Source organism: Shewanella sp. LC6 (genome assembly GCF_006385735.2).
Lineage (GTDB): Bacteria > Pseudomonadota > Gammaproteobacteria > Enterobacterales > Shewanellaceae > Shewanella > Shewanella xiamenensis.
On sequence record NZ_CP043903.1, the window covers coordinates 28,013 to 44,389 of the forward strand.

The window sequence follows — 16,377 nt, forward strand, 5'->3', positions numbered from 1 at the left end:
TATCTAATGGCAACCCGAGTAGAAATGATTATAGAAACGCTTAAGGCGCATCCTGAGCAAAAATTTACTGCTCGGGATTTAGCCAAAGTGTTCATTGAACGCTATCCAGTCGAGATGGCAGAAAAGCAAACCAATCCAAGATATGACACCACTGAAAAGTTAATCGCACAACTTGCGGCCGAAATCGGTGGTGAGCGCACAGCTGCCGCAAAAAAAGTGTGTCCTAATGTGGCAACAAGGGATAAACCGAGACCTCGTATTTATTTTTGGAATGCGAATCCTGAACTGGACACGGTCGAATTGTCGACAGATAGTGAAGATACCGATGTTCCAGAAGTGAATACGCCTCTCGCTGTTCAAAACTTCAGTGAACATGATTTATATCCATTATTAATCGAATTTTTGAATAAAGACCTTGGGCTGTATTGCCAGCGCATTGATGAACGAAAGTCGAAAAACTCACATGGGAATGGCGGGAACCATTGGTTGCACCCTGATGTAGTGGCTCTTGAGCCTCTCGACCAAGGCTGGGATGAAATTGTGCGCAGTTGTGTACGTAGCGGCAATCATAGCTCGGTTCGTTTATGGTCGTTTGAAGTTAAAAAGCACCTGACGAAAGGTAACGTGCGCAAATACTTCTTCCAAGCGGTTTCAAATTCTAGCTGGGCAAACTTTGGTTACTTGGTTGCAACAGGCTTAAACAGTGACGTTGAAGCAGAACTCCAAATGCTATCCAGCCTACATGGTATTGGCGTGCTTATTCTCGACACCGAGTCACTTTTTGATAGCCAAATACTTATACCAGCCCAAGAACGCAATAACGTAGATTGGCAGTCGGCTAATAGAATTGTCGCGGAGAATAGCGATTTTCATCACTACATCGAACAGGTTGGGATCTACAACCAAACAGGTCGTTTGATTCATAGTGCTTGGAATAAATAATAAGGAAGAGAGTGGTCATGATCACAGAAGACCAACTAGAGCAGCTCTGCCTTGACTGGTTTACAGACCAAGGTTATCTATACAAAAATGGCTACGACATCGCCCCTGATGGCGATTCACCAGAGCGTGATGATTACCACCAAGTCGTGCTGAAGCAGCGCTTGCTTGAGCGTTTAGAGGTATTAAACCCTGAACTACCACAAGAGAGCTTGGATGTGGTGGTGAATACGGTAAGTACGCCAGACACGCCAGTACTGATTAAAAGCAACCGCGCTTTCCACAAATACCTGATTGAAGGTGTACCTGTTGAATACACCGTGTATGAAGACGGGGAAACGAAAACCAAGCACACCCACGCACGCTTAATGGATTTTACCAATCCAGATAACAACGAGTTTCTGGTGGTGAATCAGTTCACCATTACAGGAAAAAAAGGCAACCGTCGCCCTGATGTAGTGGTGTTCATTAATGGTTTGCCGATTGCGGTTATCGAGCTGAAAAACCCAGCCGACGAACATGCGGACATTTGGCATGCTTACAACCAACTGCAAACCTACAAAGATGAAATTCCTGATCTGTTTGTTTTCAACGAATCTTTGGTGGTGAGTGATGGTTGGACGGCGCGTGTTGGCTCTCTCACCGCAAACAAAGAACGTTTTTTACCATGGAAAACTGTTTCTGGTGAAGACGATAAACCGCTCTGGGATTATCAGCTTGAAACCATGGTTAAGGGTTTCTTCAAGCCTGATTTACTGCTTGATTACATTCGTTACTTTGTCTTGTTTGAAACTGACAACGACACTGTCATCAAGAAAATTGCTGGTTACCACCAGTTCCATGCCGTGCGAGCAGCAGTCGAAGCCACAGTGCGAGCGAAACAGGCCGATGGCGAACTGCCTTTAGTCGCTGAAAGCATGGGGCAATACCAAGTTCAAGCGACAAAAGGCTTAGATAAAATCAAGCCCGGAAGTGGTAAAGCGGGTGTGGTTTGGCATACGCAAGGCAGTGGTAAAAGTATCTCTATGGTTTGCTACGCAAGCAAACTATTGCAACAGCCTGCGATGAACAACCCAACGATTGTGGTGGTGACAGACCGTAATGATCTTGATGGTCAGCTTTTTAATACCTTTGGTATGGCGCATGAAACGCTTAAACAAGTGCCATCGCAAGCGGACGGGCGTGATAAGCTGCGTGAGCTGCTGCTCTCTCGTCAATCTGGCGGCATCATCTTTACCACCATTCAAAAATTTGCCCTACTTGCTGAAGAAACAGAGCACCCAGTGTTATCAACGCGTGCCAACATCGTTGTGGTATCGGATGAAGCGCACCGCAGTCAGTACGGTAACAAATCAAAGTTAGTGGACGTTAAAGACGCTAATGGCAATGTCATCTCACAAAAGTTTGTTTATGGTTACTCCAAATACATGCGTGATGCGCTGCCAAATGCATCGTTCATTGGCTTTACGGGAACACCCATTGCCATGGACGACAAAGACACTCGTGGCGTATTTGGTGAGTACGTTTCTATCTATGATATTCAAGATGCGGTCGATGATGGTGCTACGGTGCCAATCTACTATGAGTCTCGCTTAGCCAAGCTTGATATCAACCAAGCTGAAATCGAGCAGCTTAATGACCAAATCGAAGATGAGATCGGTGAGGATGAAGAGACTGCGAGCCGTGAGAAAATCAAATCTCAATGGGCAACGCTTGAAAAGCTCGTCGGTGCTGAGTCACGTATCCAACAAGTAGCTCAGGACTTAGTGAATCACTTTACCACGCGTACCGAAACGTTTCCCGGCAAAGCCATGATTGTGGCGATGAGTCGTGAAATCTGTGTCGATCTCTACAATGCGATTGTTGCTATCAAGCCAGAGTGGCACAACGATGACCCTGCTAAAGGGGCTATCAAGATAGTCATGACAGGAAGCGCATCTGATAAACCTAAGATGCAGCCGCACATTCATGATAAGAAAACCAAGAAGCTCTTTGAGGCGCGATATAAAGATACTCAAGATGAACTTCAATTGGTGATTGTTCGTGATATGTGGCTAACAGGCTTTGATGCGCCGTGTTGCCATACCATGTATGTCGATAAGCCAATGAAAGGTCACAACCTGATGCAGGCTATCGCACGCGTAAACCGCGTTTTTAAAGACAAACCGGGCGGTCTGGTGGTTGACTATATCGGCATTGCTAATGAGCTTAAAAACGCACTCAAAACCTACACCAATAGCCAAGGTAAAGGGCAACCAACCGTCGATACTGCTGAAGCCTTTTCGGTACTGATGGAAAAGGTTGATATCGTTCGTGGCATGTTTGCGACTCCAGTTGATGGCAAGGTTTTTAACTATCGTCCTGACTTTGAAACTGATGCGCTGCGTTTACTGCCCGGTGCGGTAAACCATCTATCAGGTTTGTCACACACAGATAGCAAAGGCAAAGAAGTACGCGATGGCAAACGTCGATTCCTCGATGTGATGGCTGCGTTAGGTAAAGCGTATTCATTGTGTAATACCATGGATGAAACGCGTGGTTACAAGAACGAAATTGCCTTCTACTCTGCGATTAAAGCCGCGTTTATGAAGCACTCTACCGTTGATAAAAAGCGTACGGATGAAGAGCGCAATACGGCTTTGAAGCAGATCCTCGACAATGCTGTGATCGCTGATGGTGTTGATGATATTTTCTCAATGGTTGGTTTAGATAAGCCTAACATCGGTTTGCTTTCTGAAGAGTTCTTAGAAGACGTTAAGAACATGAAAGAAAAGAACCTTGCTGTTGAGCTGCTTGAGAAGCTGCTGCGTGATGAAGTCAAAGCTCGGATGAAGAACGATGTGGTGCAAGAGAAAAAATACTCAGACCGCATTTTGACGACATTAAACAAGTACCACAACCGTAGCATCGAAACAGCTCAGGTCATTGAAGAGCTAATTCAATGGGCAAAAGAGATGCAAGAAGATGCGGAGATGGTAGATAAGCTCAACCTTTCTGTGGATGAGGTGGCGTTCTACCGTGCTTTGGTTGAAAACGAGTCCTCAGTTCGGAAGCTTGGCAACGATGATTTACGCAACTTAGCGATTGAACTTACTCAGCAACTTCGTAAATCTGCAACGGTTGACTGGCAAAAGCGCGAAAGCGTTCGCGCTCGTATGCGTAACCTAGTACGCCGACTGCTGCGTCGATGGAAATATCCACCTGATGCCGCAGAGGAAGCCATCAAGCTTGTGTTAGAACAAGCAGAGGTTCTAGCTGACGGCTGGTATAAGTAATAACAAAGGCAAGGTTTATACCTTGCCTTTTGAATATCTATGCACTTTTCATTTGATTAAAAATCAACGAGCCGCTCTTTTCGGTCAAAAATAGTAATCAAAATGGAATAAATTAGAGCTAATGATCTAAGTAATTTCTGTCCAAAAGCGAGTTACTTACTCTTTAGCCATACTATTGCGTTTTCTTTGCTGATTAAGAGTGAAACATTAAAGACTGATAGATATGTGACTATTTATGCATATTGTGCTGCATAAACTTAGTTTTGCATGAATCTGTTACGATCATGCACAAAACACGTTGATTAAGCGCTAAAACACGCGAAAAATGCACTTTAACAGTTATTAACATGCAAAATTTTCTGCGTTATGTTACTAGAAAATGTAATCATTAAAGAAAATCAGCATCTCGAATACAGTTCCCCAAGGCATCATCGCAAGTGATATCTAATTCTTTAAAAATGACATGAAGTACTTGTACATCCAAGTTTTCAACACTTCTATTTTCAATTTCCCAAAGTAAAACCTTACTTAAACCTATTTTCCCCGCGACGTTATCCAATGATAACCCTTTATTTACCCTAGCAATTCTCAGTTTATTACCAATATCAAAATTAGTATTGATTTTCATTGTTACAATGATACTCTTAAGTAAGGCGTTACATTTAAAAAATTTTGTATATTATTTCTTGCACCCAGTATTTAACCGTAAAACTAGATAAAAATGATTGCTCAAATGCCATAAAACTCTCTATTACTAACCAATGAATATTACTATTCTAATAATTTCAAAAACTCTGTGGTCAATAGCCTTGTTGGTGCAGTAAGAAATCGATTTAACTGAAACGATATCAATATACATAGCCCATAAACCTTGGACAGTGGGTTCACAAGTTTCTGACGAGACTAATTGATAACGCGAAACTGTAAATCAATGTTTTAAAACGGAAAATCCAACTTCAGGCTTAGCGCAAGTATCGTTTTGCAGTGAATCTTCTCACTCGGGGGTATAAAACAGATCCAAGTTCGAGTAAGCACATCGAGCAACAATGAAGTACAAGCGGCCACTATTCTGAAGACCATCACTGTAAATGTGAGTCATTTTTCACATTTGAAATTAATGATTAAATCTCTCGAGTTTCTTTTAGGCGTTCTTCACGCGCTATCTTAACGGCTATTTTTGTCAGTACATTAGCTTGACCTTTAGCGCTCACTATCACTAACGTGCCAAGACAAAAAAATGTGACGCTATATGCAAACCACACATAAAAGCCGTAGCCGCCCATATTCAAAAATTCACTAAATGATTCAAATTGCATTATTTTATTCCTTGAGCTTTCGCTAGTTCACGTACCCACGGACGCATACTATTTCGCGCCAGCACTTCCGCTTTAAATCTAATGGTTGAAATAGCGATAATTAATACCCCAAAGCCAAAGATATTTAGCAATAAGGGAATAAGCATTTCAGATGGCATCGCCGATTTTTCAGTAATCTTAATCGTCGAAGGCTGATGTAATGAACTCCACCAATCGACAGAATATTTGATAATAGGAATGTTTATTACGCCCACTATTGCCAAAATCCCCGCAGCCCGAGCGGCTAATACCTTATCTTCAAATGAGGCATATAACGAAATCACCCCAAGATACAGGAACAGTAAGACTAATTCCGAAGTTAAACGAGCATCCCACACCCACCATGTTCCCCACATAGGTTTACCCCAAGTTGCGCCTGTTACAAGGGCTATCAAGGTTAAAACCGCACCGACGGGCGCAATTGACGCTACGGCCCAATCAGCCACTTTAACTTTCCATACTAAGCCAATAAATGCTGCGCAAGCCATGCCCATATATGCCACCATCGACATTGAGGCTGAAGGGACATGCACAAAAATAATACGGTAACTGTCACCTTGTTGATAATCGGTGGGTGCAAATATCAATCCCCATGTGGTACCTACGGCGACTAACGCCAGTGCAAGGCCGATAAACCAAAACTGTAACTTTACAGCTACTTGATACGCACGCTCAGGCTCGGCGTAAGGATGAAGCCATTTCAACATAATCACTACTCACTGTGAAAAATACGCCAAGTATCATTGGCGCTGGATAAATAAAACGTTCTGCTTAAGCTAGCAACTCAACAAGTGTCTACTCAAATCAATCCGGAACAGTCAACAATTAACCAATAAGAATTAATTCATTAACGATTCGCGCCGCAAAGTAAGCGAGGAATATCAACCCTGCCCCGCTTATGGTATAAATCACTGCTGTACGAATTTTGCAGCCTTTAGAATACTGCTGCCACAACATAACCACATACACCAACCACGCTAAAATAGACAACACCATTTTATGGCCCATGCCGCCGACAAAGATGTTATTGAGAGAAATAAAGCCTGTGCCGATCGACAAGCTCAGCAAGATAAAGCCCATGATCACTAACTGATAAAGCTGCTTCTCTAACGTCAGTAAAGGTGGCATCGATGGCGTTTTGATTAGTTGTTTGGTCTTCAATTTATTCAAGATGACCCATAATTGTATCGCATACAGCGCCGCTATCATTAAGGTACTAAAGGCCATCAAAGATAAAATCACATGTGCCAGCACAGCAGGGTGCGCGTTAAAATGGCCAATATAAGATGAAGGAATGAGCCACATCAAGCCCACAGAAACGATAGCGCAGCCATACACCACAGTCGCCACTACCATCACTTTCAATCGAAAAATTAGCACAGTAAACGTGAGTGCAATTAACCAATTCACTAATGAAAACACATTACTCACACTAAAATTTTGTCCTTCAGGGGTAAATATCGCCTGGGACAACACCACAGCGTGTAACACCACCGCTATAGCTCCCGCAGCAGTGGCAAGGGGACGATTAGGACCACCAACGCGAAATAGCCGTCTTGACACGACTATCAGTGCAATTACATAAAAAATCATTGTCAAAACGAAACAACCAAGCATAGTGTGCAATCCTATCAGCCAACTGCCATTAAATTAAAAATGGGCAAAACCATGCAGCATGCGACATTGACGCGCCGACAATGTAGCCGAACACCAATAATGCAGCGATCCCCGCAAGTAGTTTTTGACCTCGGTGTTGGCACTTAATCGCCAACACGCCAAGGCCAATGTAAACCACTAAAGCTATTAATTTAGCTATTAACCAACTCTGTTCGACTACATTCATTTTTAATATTGCTATCAGTACGACACCCGTCAACAGCAGTAAGGTATCGTTAAGATGGGGTAATACTTTCAAAAACTTAGACTGCATTCCTGCACTTGCACAAAATGAACGCAACCAACGATAGGTAAACAGCGCCACGCTGACTAAGGCCAACATAATGTGTAGATTTTTTATCAGGGTGTAATAGAAAACCATTTCTCTTATCCTTGTTTATCTATCAATTTTTCAGTGGATGATGACATGGTGTCGTCGGCCGCTTAACCTCACATCACTGACGGACAGAATACAGCAATAACGCACAATTAGATTTTAGGCTATTATATTGCTAGCAATTTAATTTGCTGTGAGACGTCGCTCACTTCAGCTAGGTGGATAATCTGATCTACGGCAGCAAGCATTCTCATTCTTGCTGCAGGATTACTAGGGTCTGTTGATCTTTGCTATTCAAATGTTGCTCAGCAATACATCGATAACCACATTAACGTAAACACCAGTGAAACCATATTGGGGCTTTGTTTCCTCATTTAGATCGGCAAATAAAGCTCTCCAATATGAACAAATATCAAACAACATATTGAGTTTCAGGCATACCTAACCCTGTTAGCGCGTTCAACGCTTTGAGCATGGCGTAAGTTTCACTTACTTGGGCATTGTAAGTTCTCATACTCAAGCGTCCACCGACTTTTCCCTAAACCATCACCAATGATTGGGCGACCTTACTAAATGTTAGGCCATGCGATTTTCATCGCCTTGATATAAGCAGGTCTAGCGCAAATATCGGCTAAATAGCGTTTCACATGTGGCAAATCGTCAACCGTTCTACCACCAAACAATGGCAGCGTTGTCAGCGCAAATACCGACATAATATCGGCGCAACTAAAGCTGTTTCCAGCTAAATATTGGTTTTTACTCAAGTGATTATTGATGTGTTGATAGTAGCCTTCACGTCGCCTCAACAAAATTTTTTGCACAGCACTATTGAGAGTCTCCGACTCCTTAAGAGCCAACTCAGCCATAAATACTGTCAAGGTATTACTGTTAAATTGCATCCAATACAGGTAATCAGCATAGTTTTCATCGGTATGAGGGATTACCAAACGACCGTTACCATATTTGTGGCAAAGATATTCGACAATTGCATTCGACTCACACAGCGTCAGTTCACCATCTTCGATGATAGGTGATGTGGCAGCAGGATGAAGCGCTAAGTATTCATCTGGCGCGGTGTTGTCTTCTACTTTACGCTGATAAAACTTGATGTTGTAAGGCAGGCCGAGTTCCTCCATCAACCACACGATACGGTCTGATTGTGAAACGCCTAAATGATGAATCGTTATCATAAAATTCCCTCGCTAATCCACGATGATAAGTTATTAACTTTTACTTGCATTATGCAAGTGATTGACTGGTTATTATCCAGATTACTTGCGTTAAGAAAGTGATGAAGGTAGCATTTCCTGCATCGTCTATCGCAACGAAGTCACAGCTATGAAACATCGTTCTGTGTGCCCTATTAGCTTGGCACTAGACCTCTTAGGGGATAAATGGTCACTGTTAGTTATTAGAGATGCGGTTTTCTGTGGTGCTCAATATTTTAAGGACTTTAAAGCCGCCAAAGAGAATATCTCTACTAACATTCTTGCTGATCGCTTGAAAAGCTTAGAAAACAATGGTTTTTTAAAAAAACAGAAAGACCCATCCAACGCCAAGCAATTTATTTACACACCGACAGAATTGGCCTTTAAATTAGTCCCCACCCTTATCGAACTGGTGGTTTTTAGCAGTGATTACCATGCAAAAGCAATCCCGACTGACGTCATTCCGATACTCAATATGGATAGGGCAACAATTATCAGCACCTTTGCCAAAATACAAAGTGTTTGATCTGTATGATTTTTATACGTGATATCGGAGTTTGATGGGCTAAAAAGGGGATGACAGGGCAATGGCTTGTTGATATTGCTAGTCTCTTGATTACAAAAGGTATTCATTTCAAAGATAATCTTTGCACTAGAGGTGGTAGGCATTCGATCTTTACCTGAAATGTCTACCTGATTGGCAGTTGTTATTTAGAGACGTTTCTTATTAACCTAACTGCATGTTAACGACTGAGGAATTCCAATCCCCATATCCATGTGCAAAATGATTATTCCATGCATACCTGTAGTAGTACACTGAATTTGGCCCTTTAGTAAAAAGTTTAGACTGTACTCATGGCTATTTTGGAACGCTAAAGATTTAAAGCTGTTAAGTAATACTTTGCTCTAATTTCTGTTTTTATGATTAAGAGTGAAACATTAAAGATTGATAGATACATGATTATTTATGCATATTGTGCTGCATAAGTTGAGTTTTGCATAAGTTTGTCACGATAATGCGCAAAACACATCGTTTAAGCACTATAACTCGCGAAAACTGCACTTTAATACATATTAAAATTGAAACTCTTTATTTATTCATTACAAACTGAAAATCAGCTATATTGCTGCAATACAAATTTATTGGGGAAATACAATGTCTGAATTTTTAGAGATTTTAACTCATGCTCGTCGTTTAAAAGCTTCTGTTAAAGAGTTATCTGTTGCTGAACTAAAAGATGTATACGAAAAGATAGGCAAGATCGTTGCGGAAAGAGAAGAAGAAGCGAAAGCTGAAGCTGAAGCAAATGCTGAACGTATCGCGAAAATTGCAGAACTTCAGAAGATGATTGAGTCAGCTGGTTTATCACTTGATGATCTTGGCGGTGTTACTGCTAAAGTAAAAAGCACAAGAGCACCACGTCCAGCTAAATATTCAATCGTAGTTGAAGATGAAACTGTCACTTGGACAGGGCAAGGTAGAATGCCAACAGTTTTCAAACAACAAATTGAAAATGGCCGTTCAATCGAAGACTTTTTGATCTAAATTCCCCGCCTATAGCAGAACAGACTAATGAAAGTTTGTTCTGCCTCATTTAGCGTTGCAGAACTGGTTCAAGTACGCGATAGCAGCCCGCGTAATCTACCAAAAATTGCCTATGTTACAATATTTGCCAACGGTTAATTAAGAATGTCTACTGTAACCCAAGGGAAATGTTTACGGAGGATAAATCTTTCACTATCAAGTATTTCTTCGTCAACTTTGATTTCCAATTGACCTGCTTCCTTGACGTAAAATTCATCATGCCAAGTGTTAATGTAATCGAGCAAAGCATCCATACAGACAGGCGCATCCTGCGGACAGATAATCGATAGCGTCTTCATAACGTATCTCCATCGCAGAGTTGAGAGAACGATCATTATGATTCAAATGTAATGCGTTTGTAAATTCAGAGCAACATAAGAAAGATTTTTTCGGCTAAAATATCTCTTTTGGAGTAGCTGCAAATATTAGAAAATACGGCAAGCTAATCTTCTCGCTGCCCTCGACTAGCTTTTGTCGGGTGGACGACACTTGTTACCAAGTGCCGTCTCCCTAAGAACCGTACGTGCAACTTTCACTGCATACGGCTCAAGCCTCCACAAAAGCATCGTTTGATACCCAGCAACTTATAAAGCAGTCAGAGCAGGTTCGTTCCAAGAGTTGCGAGCTAGCCTTTTGGACTTTCTCTTCGCCAAGTATTCTTGGTATTCAGGGGCAAATGGTGTTGCTGAACTTCGGATTTTCACATGTCTCTCGATAGGCACTTTGGCTATTTGGAAGAGATTGAACTGGCAATCCATACCCAAGAGCTTCTGCCAACCGTGAAATTGCCACTGGCCTTTTCGATTGACGAAGTATTTAAGGGCTATCCAAGTTTGAGATTTGGTTGGATGACTCCTTTTGGCCCAGTGCCATAACGCATGGAATAGCTTGTGGCTTACATATCCGAACACCTGTTTCGCGACGCAGTGTCGATAGTAATTCGACCAGCCCCTGAGTTTCGGATTTATCAACTTGACTAGATCGTTAACGGGTATGGTTGCGTGCTTCTTGATGAGTTCGCGCAAGTTACTCAGGAGCATCAACGTGTTGGATTTGCTCGGTTTAATGAGCAGCTTTCCTTTGTATTTCCTATGGTTAAAACCTAGGAAGTCAAAACCACGGCTGATGTGAGTAATATGCGTTTTCTCTTCGGAGAGTGTTAAGCCTCTTTCCGCTAAGAAGTCAGCAATCAACGGTTTGATATCGTTCTCCAGCACTTCCTTTGAGGCGCAAGTGACGACGAAATCATCGGCGTATCCAATAAAGTTGGCTCTCGCCCCCCTTTTTGAGTACGGTGGACTTTATGCGTTGCTCAAGCCCTGCAAGAGTCATTAGCATCAAGGTTGGAGATATGACCCCGCCTTGTGCTGAAGAATCCCCTGATGATTTACAAATAAATCATCAAATTAGGGTGGAAGCGCATCTTGTTGCATGATCAAATGGTTTCGCCAAAAACTACACTTGGACAACAAGATGCGCGAAGCCAATATCCTACTACATTCTTTACACCAATACTGCCCAGAACTTCACCTAAAACGATTAAACAGCTTGATGCTGGCCTCTAAGGCGCTGATTGAATGTAAGACACTGACCTTGACTGAGTTAGGTCGAAATTTACCAACCACGGCCCGAACCAAGCACAACATCAAGCGCATTGATCGTTTGCTCGGCAACACGCATCTGCATCAAGAACGGTTAGCTGTCTACCAATGGCATGCCAGCCTCATCTGTTCTGGTAACCCTATGCCGATTGTGCTCGTCGATTGGTCAGACATCCGAGAGCATAAACGCATCATGGCTCTGCGCGCCTCAATAGCCTTCAATGGCCGCTCTATTACCCTGTATGAGAAGTCCTATCCCCTATCAGAACAATGCTCTAAGGCCTCCCACAACGGTTTTTTAGCGGACTTAGCCAAGATTTTACCTTTGCATGTTACCCCTCTCATCGTGACTGACGCGGGGTTCAAAGTGCCTTGGTACAAAGAGGTTGAGGCGCATGGTTGGTTTTGGCTAAGCCGTATTCGCGGTACAGTTCAATTTGCAGATATTGGCGCTGAAAATTGGCGTGCAGTTCGCAGTACACATGACTTGGCCAACGGTCAAGCGAAGAGCCTGGGTTGTAAGACCTTGACCAAAACTAACCCTATCAATTGCCATCTCACGCTTTATCGTAGCAAACCTAAGGGGCGTACAAATCAGCGTTCAACGAGGACTAATTGCCACCATCCATCGGCAAAAACGTACTCAACATCGGCGAAAGAGCCTTGGGTGTTAGCCAGCAATTTACCACCAGAATCTCGGAGCCCAAAGCAGCTGGTAAACCTGTACGCCAAACGTATGCAAATAGAGGAAACCTTTCGTGACCTCAAAAGCCCGGCATACGGCTTTGGCTTACGCCAAAGTCGTACCAATAGTCCAGAGCGATTCGACATCATCCTACTGATAGCGTTGATGGTTCAATGCCTGTTGTGGCTAGTTGGTTTACACGCACAGCAACAGGGCTGGGATAAGCATTTTCAGGCCAATACCATTGGGCATCGAACGGTACTCTCAACGATTCGCTTGGGATTGGAGGTACTCAGGCGGCCTGATTATCAAATCACGGAGAAAGAATTGCTGGCGGCCTGGGTATTATTCGCCAATCAGTTGCTCAAATATGGCTATGCTATGGCTGATTTATGAGGGGATCCTTCAGCGCCTTGTGGTGTTCCCTCGTCAGTGCGATAGAACAGCCCTTTGTCCATAAAGCCAGACTTTAACCATTGTTCCAACATACGTTTATCGGATAGCGCGGAAAACCTCGCCGTTCAGGGCGAGGATGAATAGCGCAACGGCGAAGCCGTTCTGAGGGCTACGCCGGAGTTTGTTGCTGCTCAATATACTGCCGGATGATCTCAATTGGCGCACCACCACAGCTCCCCGCAAAATAACTGGGCGACCAGAGCGCACCTCCCCAGAGTTTCTTTTTGATCGAAGGGTAATTCTTTTTTTGGATCATCCGGCTGGATACACCTTTGAGACTGTTAACCAGATTCGACACGGCCACCTTCGGCGGGTAATTCACCAACAAATGCACATGGTCGTCTTCACCGTCGAACTCAACCAGCTCTGATTCAAAATCAAGACAGACCTTTTCAAAAAAGATTTTTAGATCATCCAGCACTTCTTTGGTAAAGACATTTCGTCGGTATTTTGTTACAAAGACCAAATGAACGTGCATTTTAAAAACACAATGCCTGCCATGCCTTAAATCGCTTTCAATTTCCATAGACCAATCTATAATTGAGTTGTATTGACACAGTATGAGCAAGCCATGCAACGACTGCAAGCCTACAAATTCGAACTGATTGTCACTGGAGAGCAGCAGCGCCAGATGCGCCGCTTCTCCGGTGCTTGTCGGTTTGTCTATAACAAGGCGCTGGCGTTGCAAAAAGAACGACATGAGCAGGGTGAAAAGAAACTATCGGCCTTTGAACTGAATAATCTGTTACCACAATGGAAAGCAGAGCCAGAAACAAAATGGCTGTCTGATTCACCTTCTCAAACGCTGCAACAGTCGCTGAAAGATTTAGATCGGGCGTACAAAAATTTCTTTGCCAAACGAGCAGACTTCCCGCGCTTCAAAAAGAAGGGTCAGTCAGATAGCTTTCGCTATCCACAAGGGGTGAAACTGGAGCAAGGCAATAATCGACTCTTCCTGCCCAAGCTCGGCTGGCTGCGTTACCGCAACAGTCGGACGGTGGAAGGTGAGATTAAAAACGTCACGGTCAGTCAGGTTTGTGGTAAGTGGTATGTATCGATCCAGACCGAGCGGGAAGTTGAAATTGCCGTGCATCAGGGCGATGCCATCGGCATTGACATGGGCATTGCCCGCTTTGCCACCCTGTCCGATGGCCGTTTCTACGCCCCGCTCAACAGTTTCAAACGGCACGAAACCGCTTTGCGCAAGGCGCAGCAGGCCATGAGCCGCAAGGTAAAATTCAGCAATAACTGGAAAAAGGCCAAAGCCAAAGTTCAGCGCATTCATTCCAATATCGGCAACAGCCGCCGTGACTACCTGCATAAAATATCAAACGACATTAGCAAAAACCACGCGATAGTCTGTATTGAAGATTTGCAGGTCAAAAACATGTCAAAATCAGCGGCAGGAACCGCCGAGCAACAGGGTAGGAATGTTAGGGCGAAGTCAGGCCTGAATAAAGCTATTCTTGATCAAGGCTGGTTTGAGTTCCGTCGCCAGCTCGATTACAAGCTGGCATGGAATGGCGGCCACCTGATCGCCGTTCCACCGAAAAACACCAGCCGGACGTGTCCGTGCTGTGGTCACATATCGAAGGATAACCGCGCCACGCAAGCTCGGTTTGCCTGTGTGGAATGTGGCTTTGAAGAAAACGCCGATGTCGTCGGCGCGATCAATGTATTAAGGGCGGGACACGCCCGATTAGCCTGTGAAGTGAGTGGTGCAACAATGCCGCCAGCAGCAGGAACCCACCGAAGCGAGTCCGGCGTTCGCGCCTAACCGCAGTAGGAATCCTCGTCGTTTACGGCGAGGAGGATGTCAATTCATAGACGGATGGCGAAAAAGCGATATCCCCAAAAAAGGAAAGGAAATCCCAGATAAGCTGTTAGAAATGTATAAGCTAATCGGGAATACCTTCCGTGGTTTCTCTGAGGATGATATTGCGAATAACATCTTAAGTGGTGAGTTAAGAGAGGTTCGAAATGACTGATGAACGCTTAGATAGAATGCACAAACTGGCTCAGCGTTTAGCTAAAAATGGCACGATGGATCAGCTAACCATGCGAAAAATCGATGCACTCGCGCTCAGCGCAAAGCTAGATGAAATGACAGCAGAGCGAATAAAGCATATTAGGGAGCGTGAGCACATTAGCCAAGGTGTCCTCGCTACGATTCTGAATATGAGCAATGAGAGCATTCAAAAATGGGAACAGGGAAAGTCTAAGCCACAGGGTGCCGCGTTAAGATTGCTTAACATGATTGATAAGAATGGCATTGAGTGTGTGCTTTCTTAAGAGACACAAGCCGCAGACGGAGCCGATGGTTCCGTTTTTTGCTTCTACCGTTCAAATTCCTGCAAGTCTGCACCAAGCTAAATCACACCTAACAACATGAATGTAAAGGGTTAACTAGAATATTTTCAGCTTGATTCCTCCGAATCAAATTGTGATTTTAGGCCTCCCCTACTTAAGCTAGTCGCCTCGTCCCACGCAAAACACGTTAACGCCTTACTGAGAAGTCATCCGGGGGAATCAAGTCCCGGAGCTGAAGAAGTCTCGGACTAAAACACTCACATCTATGTCAGTGCTTAACACACATCTCAACGTCGCTTCATGTCTATCCGGGCATTGGCCAAAATCAACAATTCCCATGTAATCACCTAACAGAGTTGTCAGCCTGGGGGGAAAGCGTGTCCAGGAGATGTCGTACTTGAGCCATCAGAAAAACATCAATCCCCGTTTGAGAGATTCCCTAGAAATTTGTGTCGTTTTGAATCTGTGAGAAGCTGCTAGAAACTCAAAGCAGGAGCGTACAAGATGACGATGAATATCCTAGGGCCAGTGACAACGAGCGAAGGCGACAGCCCTAAATGCCTTAATCAGTCCGGCAAGTGGGACTGTTGTTCTCTCTTTAATTGCTGTGATTGCGGCGTGAGCGAAGGTGACGCGGGTTGCGGTTGTCGATACTGTTTTAGCTGCAATGCTTGTGAGCATTGCCTACAAGAAGAATGAATCTCTATGAGACCACTGTGTTATTCGGCAATAAGGGCGCGATTAAGCGCCCTTTTTCATGCTTAATGGCAATAAAAAACCCGCACTAAGCGGGTATTAATTAGAAGGGATGCTCAAAGGCATTAGAGGTTTTCACGCGCCCAATCGAAGGCTTGGCGATGATTGTCTAACGTGACTAGGCTGTCAGCCAGCTCAGTAAAGCCTGCCGCTCGAAGTGCTTCACATTGTTCAAGGTATTTCCCCATTTCGCTTGCGCCATCAATAAACGCAT

16 protein-coding genes and 2 pseudogenes are annotated in these 16,377 nt (G+C 43.8%); 7 read left to right on the forward strand and 11 right to left on the reverse strand.

The window, feature by feature from the left end; translation table 11 throughout:
• Positions 1-6 precede the first annotated feature (6 nt).
• Together FJD32_RS22615 and FJD32_RS22620 are read left to right on the forward strand one after the other, a co-directional pair.
• On the forward strand, positions 7-942 hold the full coding sequence (locus FJD32_RS22615; RefSeq protein WP_102137202.1) for an HrgA protein: 936 nt from the start codon (positions 7-9) through the stop codon (positions 940-942).
• A gap of 17 nt (positions 943-959) precedes the next feature.
• Positions 960-4,214, forward strand: coding sequence for a type I restriction endonuclease subunit R (locus tag FJD32_RS22620; RefSeq protein ID WP_140906975.1), 3,255 nt, complete (start codon positions 960-962; stop codon positions 4,212-4,214).
• A gap of 388 nt (positions 4,215-4,602) precedes the next feature.
• On the opposite strand, the gene FJD32_RS22625 is transcribed toward FJD32_RS22620, so the two are convergent.
• From FJD32_RS22625 to FJD32_RS22655, 7 genes and pseudogenes are all read right to left on the reverse strand, one after another.
• Positions 4,603-4,842, reverse strand: a complete 240-nt coding sequence (locus FJD32_RS22625) for a helix-turn-helix domain-containing protein (RefSeq protein WP_140906974.1) — start codon at positions 4,840-4,842, stop codon at positions 4,603-4,605.
• 493 nt (positions 4,843-5,335) lie between these two features.
• Complete coding sequence (gene ccmD, locus FJD32_RS22630; protein WP_140906973.1) at positions 5,336-5,530, reverse strand: heme exporter protein CcmD; 195 nt, start codon at positions 5,528-5,530, stop codon at positions 5,336-5,338.
• Positions 5,530-6,276, reverse strand: a complete 747-nt coding sequence (locus FJD32_RS22635; protein WP_014611599.1) for a heme ABC transporter permease — start codon at positions 6,274-6,276, stop codon at positions 5,530-5,532. The genes ccmD and FJD32_RS22635 overlap by 1 nt, the downstream gene beginning before the upstream one ends.
• A gap of 118 nt (positions 6,277-6,394) precedes the next feature.
• The gene (gene ccsA / locus FJD32_RS22640; protein WP_014611600.1) at positions 6,395-7,186 is read right to left on the reverse strand and encodes a cytochrome c biogenesis protein CcsA; all 792 of its coding nucleotides are present in this window, start codon (positions 7,184-7,186) and stop codon (positions 6,395-6,397) included.
• Between the two features lie 28 nt (positions 7,187-7,214).
• Positions 7,215-7,607 carry a SirB2 family protein gene (locus FJD32_RS22645; RefSeq protein WP_140906972.1) on the reverse strand — a complete coding sequence of 131 codons (393 nt, stop codon included), beginning with the start codon at positions 7,605-7,607 and terminating at the stop codon, positions 7,215-7,217.
• A 367-nt stretch (positions 7,608-7,974) separates the two neighbouring features.
• A pseudogene (locus tag FJD32_RS22650) lies at positions 7,975-8,094 on the reverse strand (IS5/IS1182 family transposase); the annotation flags it as partial.
• Positions 8,095-8,131: 37 nt separating this feature from the next.
• Complete coding sequence (locus FJD32_RS22655; RefSeq protein WP_014611602.1) at positions 8,132-8,752, reverse strand: glutathione S-transferase family protein; 621 nt, start codon at positions 8,750-8,752, stop codon at positions 8,132-8,134.
• A gap of 148 nt (positions 8,753-8,900) precedes the next feature.
• Between FJD32_RS22655 and FJD32_RS22660 the strand changes: the two genes are divergently transcribed.
• Together FJD32_RS22660 and FJD32_RS22665 are read left to right on the forward strand one after the other, a co-directional pair.
• Complete coding sequence (locus FJD32_RS22660) at positions 8,901-9,296, forward strand: helix-turn-helix domain-containing protein (RefSeq protein WP_140906971.1); 396 nt, start codon at positions 8,901-8,903, stop codon at positions 9,294-9,296.
• Between the two features lie 630 nt (positions 9,297-9,926).
• On the forward strand, positions 9,927-10,316 hold the full coding sequence (locus FJD32_RS22665; protein ID WP_069453470.1) for an H-NS family nucleoid-associated regulatory protein: 390 nt from the start codon (positions 9,927-9,929) through the stop codon (positions 10,314-10,316).
• A 134-nt stretch (positions 10,317-10,450) separates the two neighbouring features.
• Here the strand turns inward: FJD32_RS22665 and FJD32_RS22670 are convergent, their stop codons facing one another.
• Entirely contained in the window at positions 10,451-10,654 is a 204-nt protein-coding gene (locus FJD32_RS22670; protein WP_069453471.1) for a hypothetical protein, read from the reverse strand.
• Between the two features lie 285 nt (positions 10,655-10,939).
• Positions 10,940-11,720: pseudogene (locus FJD32_RS22675) on the reverse strand (group II intron maturase-specific domain-containing protein); the annotation flags it as partial.
• A gap of 108 nt (positions 11,721-11,828) precedes the next feature.
• Between FJD32_RS22675 and FJD32_RS22680 the strand changes: the two are divergent.
• A complete protein-coding gene (locus FJD32_RS22680; protein WP_088585542.1) occupies positions 11,829-13,037 on the forward strand; it encodes an IS4-like element IS10A family transposase in 1,209 nt (402 codons plus the stop codon).
• A 169-nt stretch (positions 13,038-13,206) separates the two neighbouring features.
• Here FJD32_RS22680 and tnpA read toward each other — a convergent pair whose 3' ends face one another.
• Positions 13,207-13,623 carry an IS200/IS605 family transposase gene (gene tnpA, locus FJD32_RS22685; protein ID WP_140907534.1) on the reverse strand — a complete coding sequence of 139 codons (417 nt, stop codon included), beginning with the start codon at positions 13,621-13,623 and terminating at the stop codon, positions 13,207-13,209.
• A 45-nt stretch (positions 13,624-13,668) separates the two neighbouring features.
• Here tnpA and FJD32_RS22690 point away from each other — a divergent pair, with 45 nt between their 5' ends.
• Positions 13,669-14,874, forward strand: a complete 1,206-nt coding sequence (locus FJD32_RS22690; RefSeq protein ID WP_086904945.1) for an RNA-guided endonuclease TnpB family protein — start codon at positions 13,669-13,671, stop codon at positions 14,872-14,874.
• A 203-nt stretch (positions 14,875-15,077) separates the two neighbouring features.
• Positions 15,078-15,389 carry a helix-turn-helix domain-containing protein gene (locus FJD32_RS22695; RefSeq protein ID WP_140906700.1) on the forward strand — a complete coding sequence of 104 codons (312 nt, stop codon included), beginning with the start codon at positions 15,078-15,080 and terminating at the stop codon, positions 15,387-15,389.
• Between the two features lie 839 nt (positions 15,390-16,228).
• Here the strand turns inward: FJD32_RS22695 and FJD32_RS25300 are convergent.
• Positions 16,229-16,351: a hypothetical protein gene (locus FJD32_RS25300; RefSeq protein WP_258195988.1), complete on the reverse strand. Its 123-nt coding sequence runs from the start codon at positions 16,349-16,351 to the stop codon at positions 16,229-16,231.
• Positions 16,352-16,377: the final 26 nt, after the last annotated feature.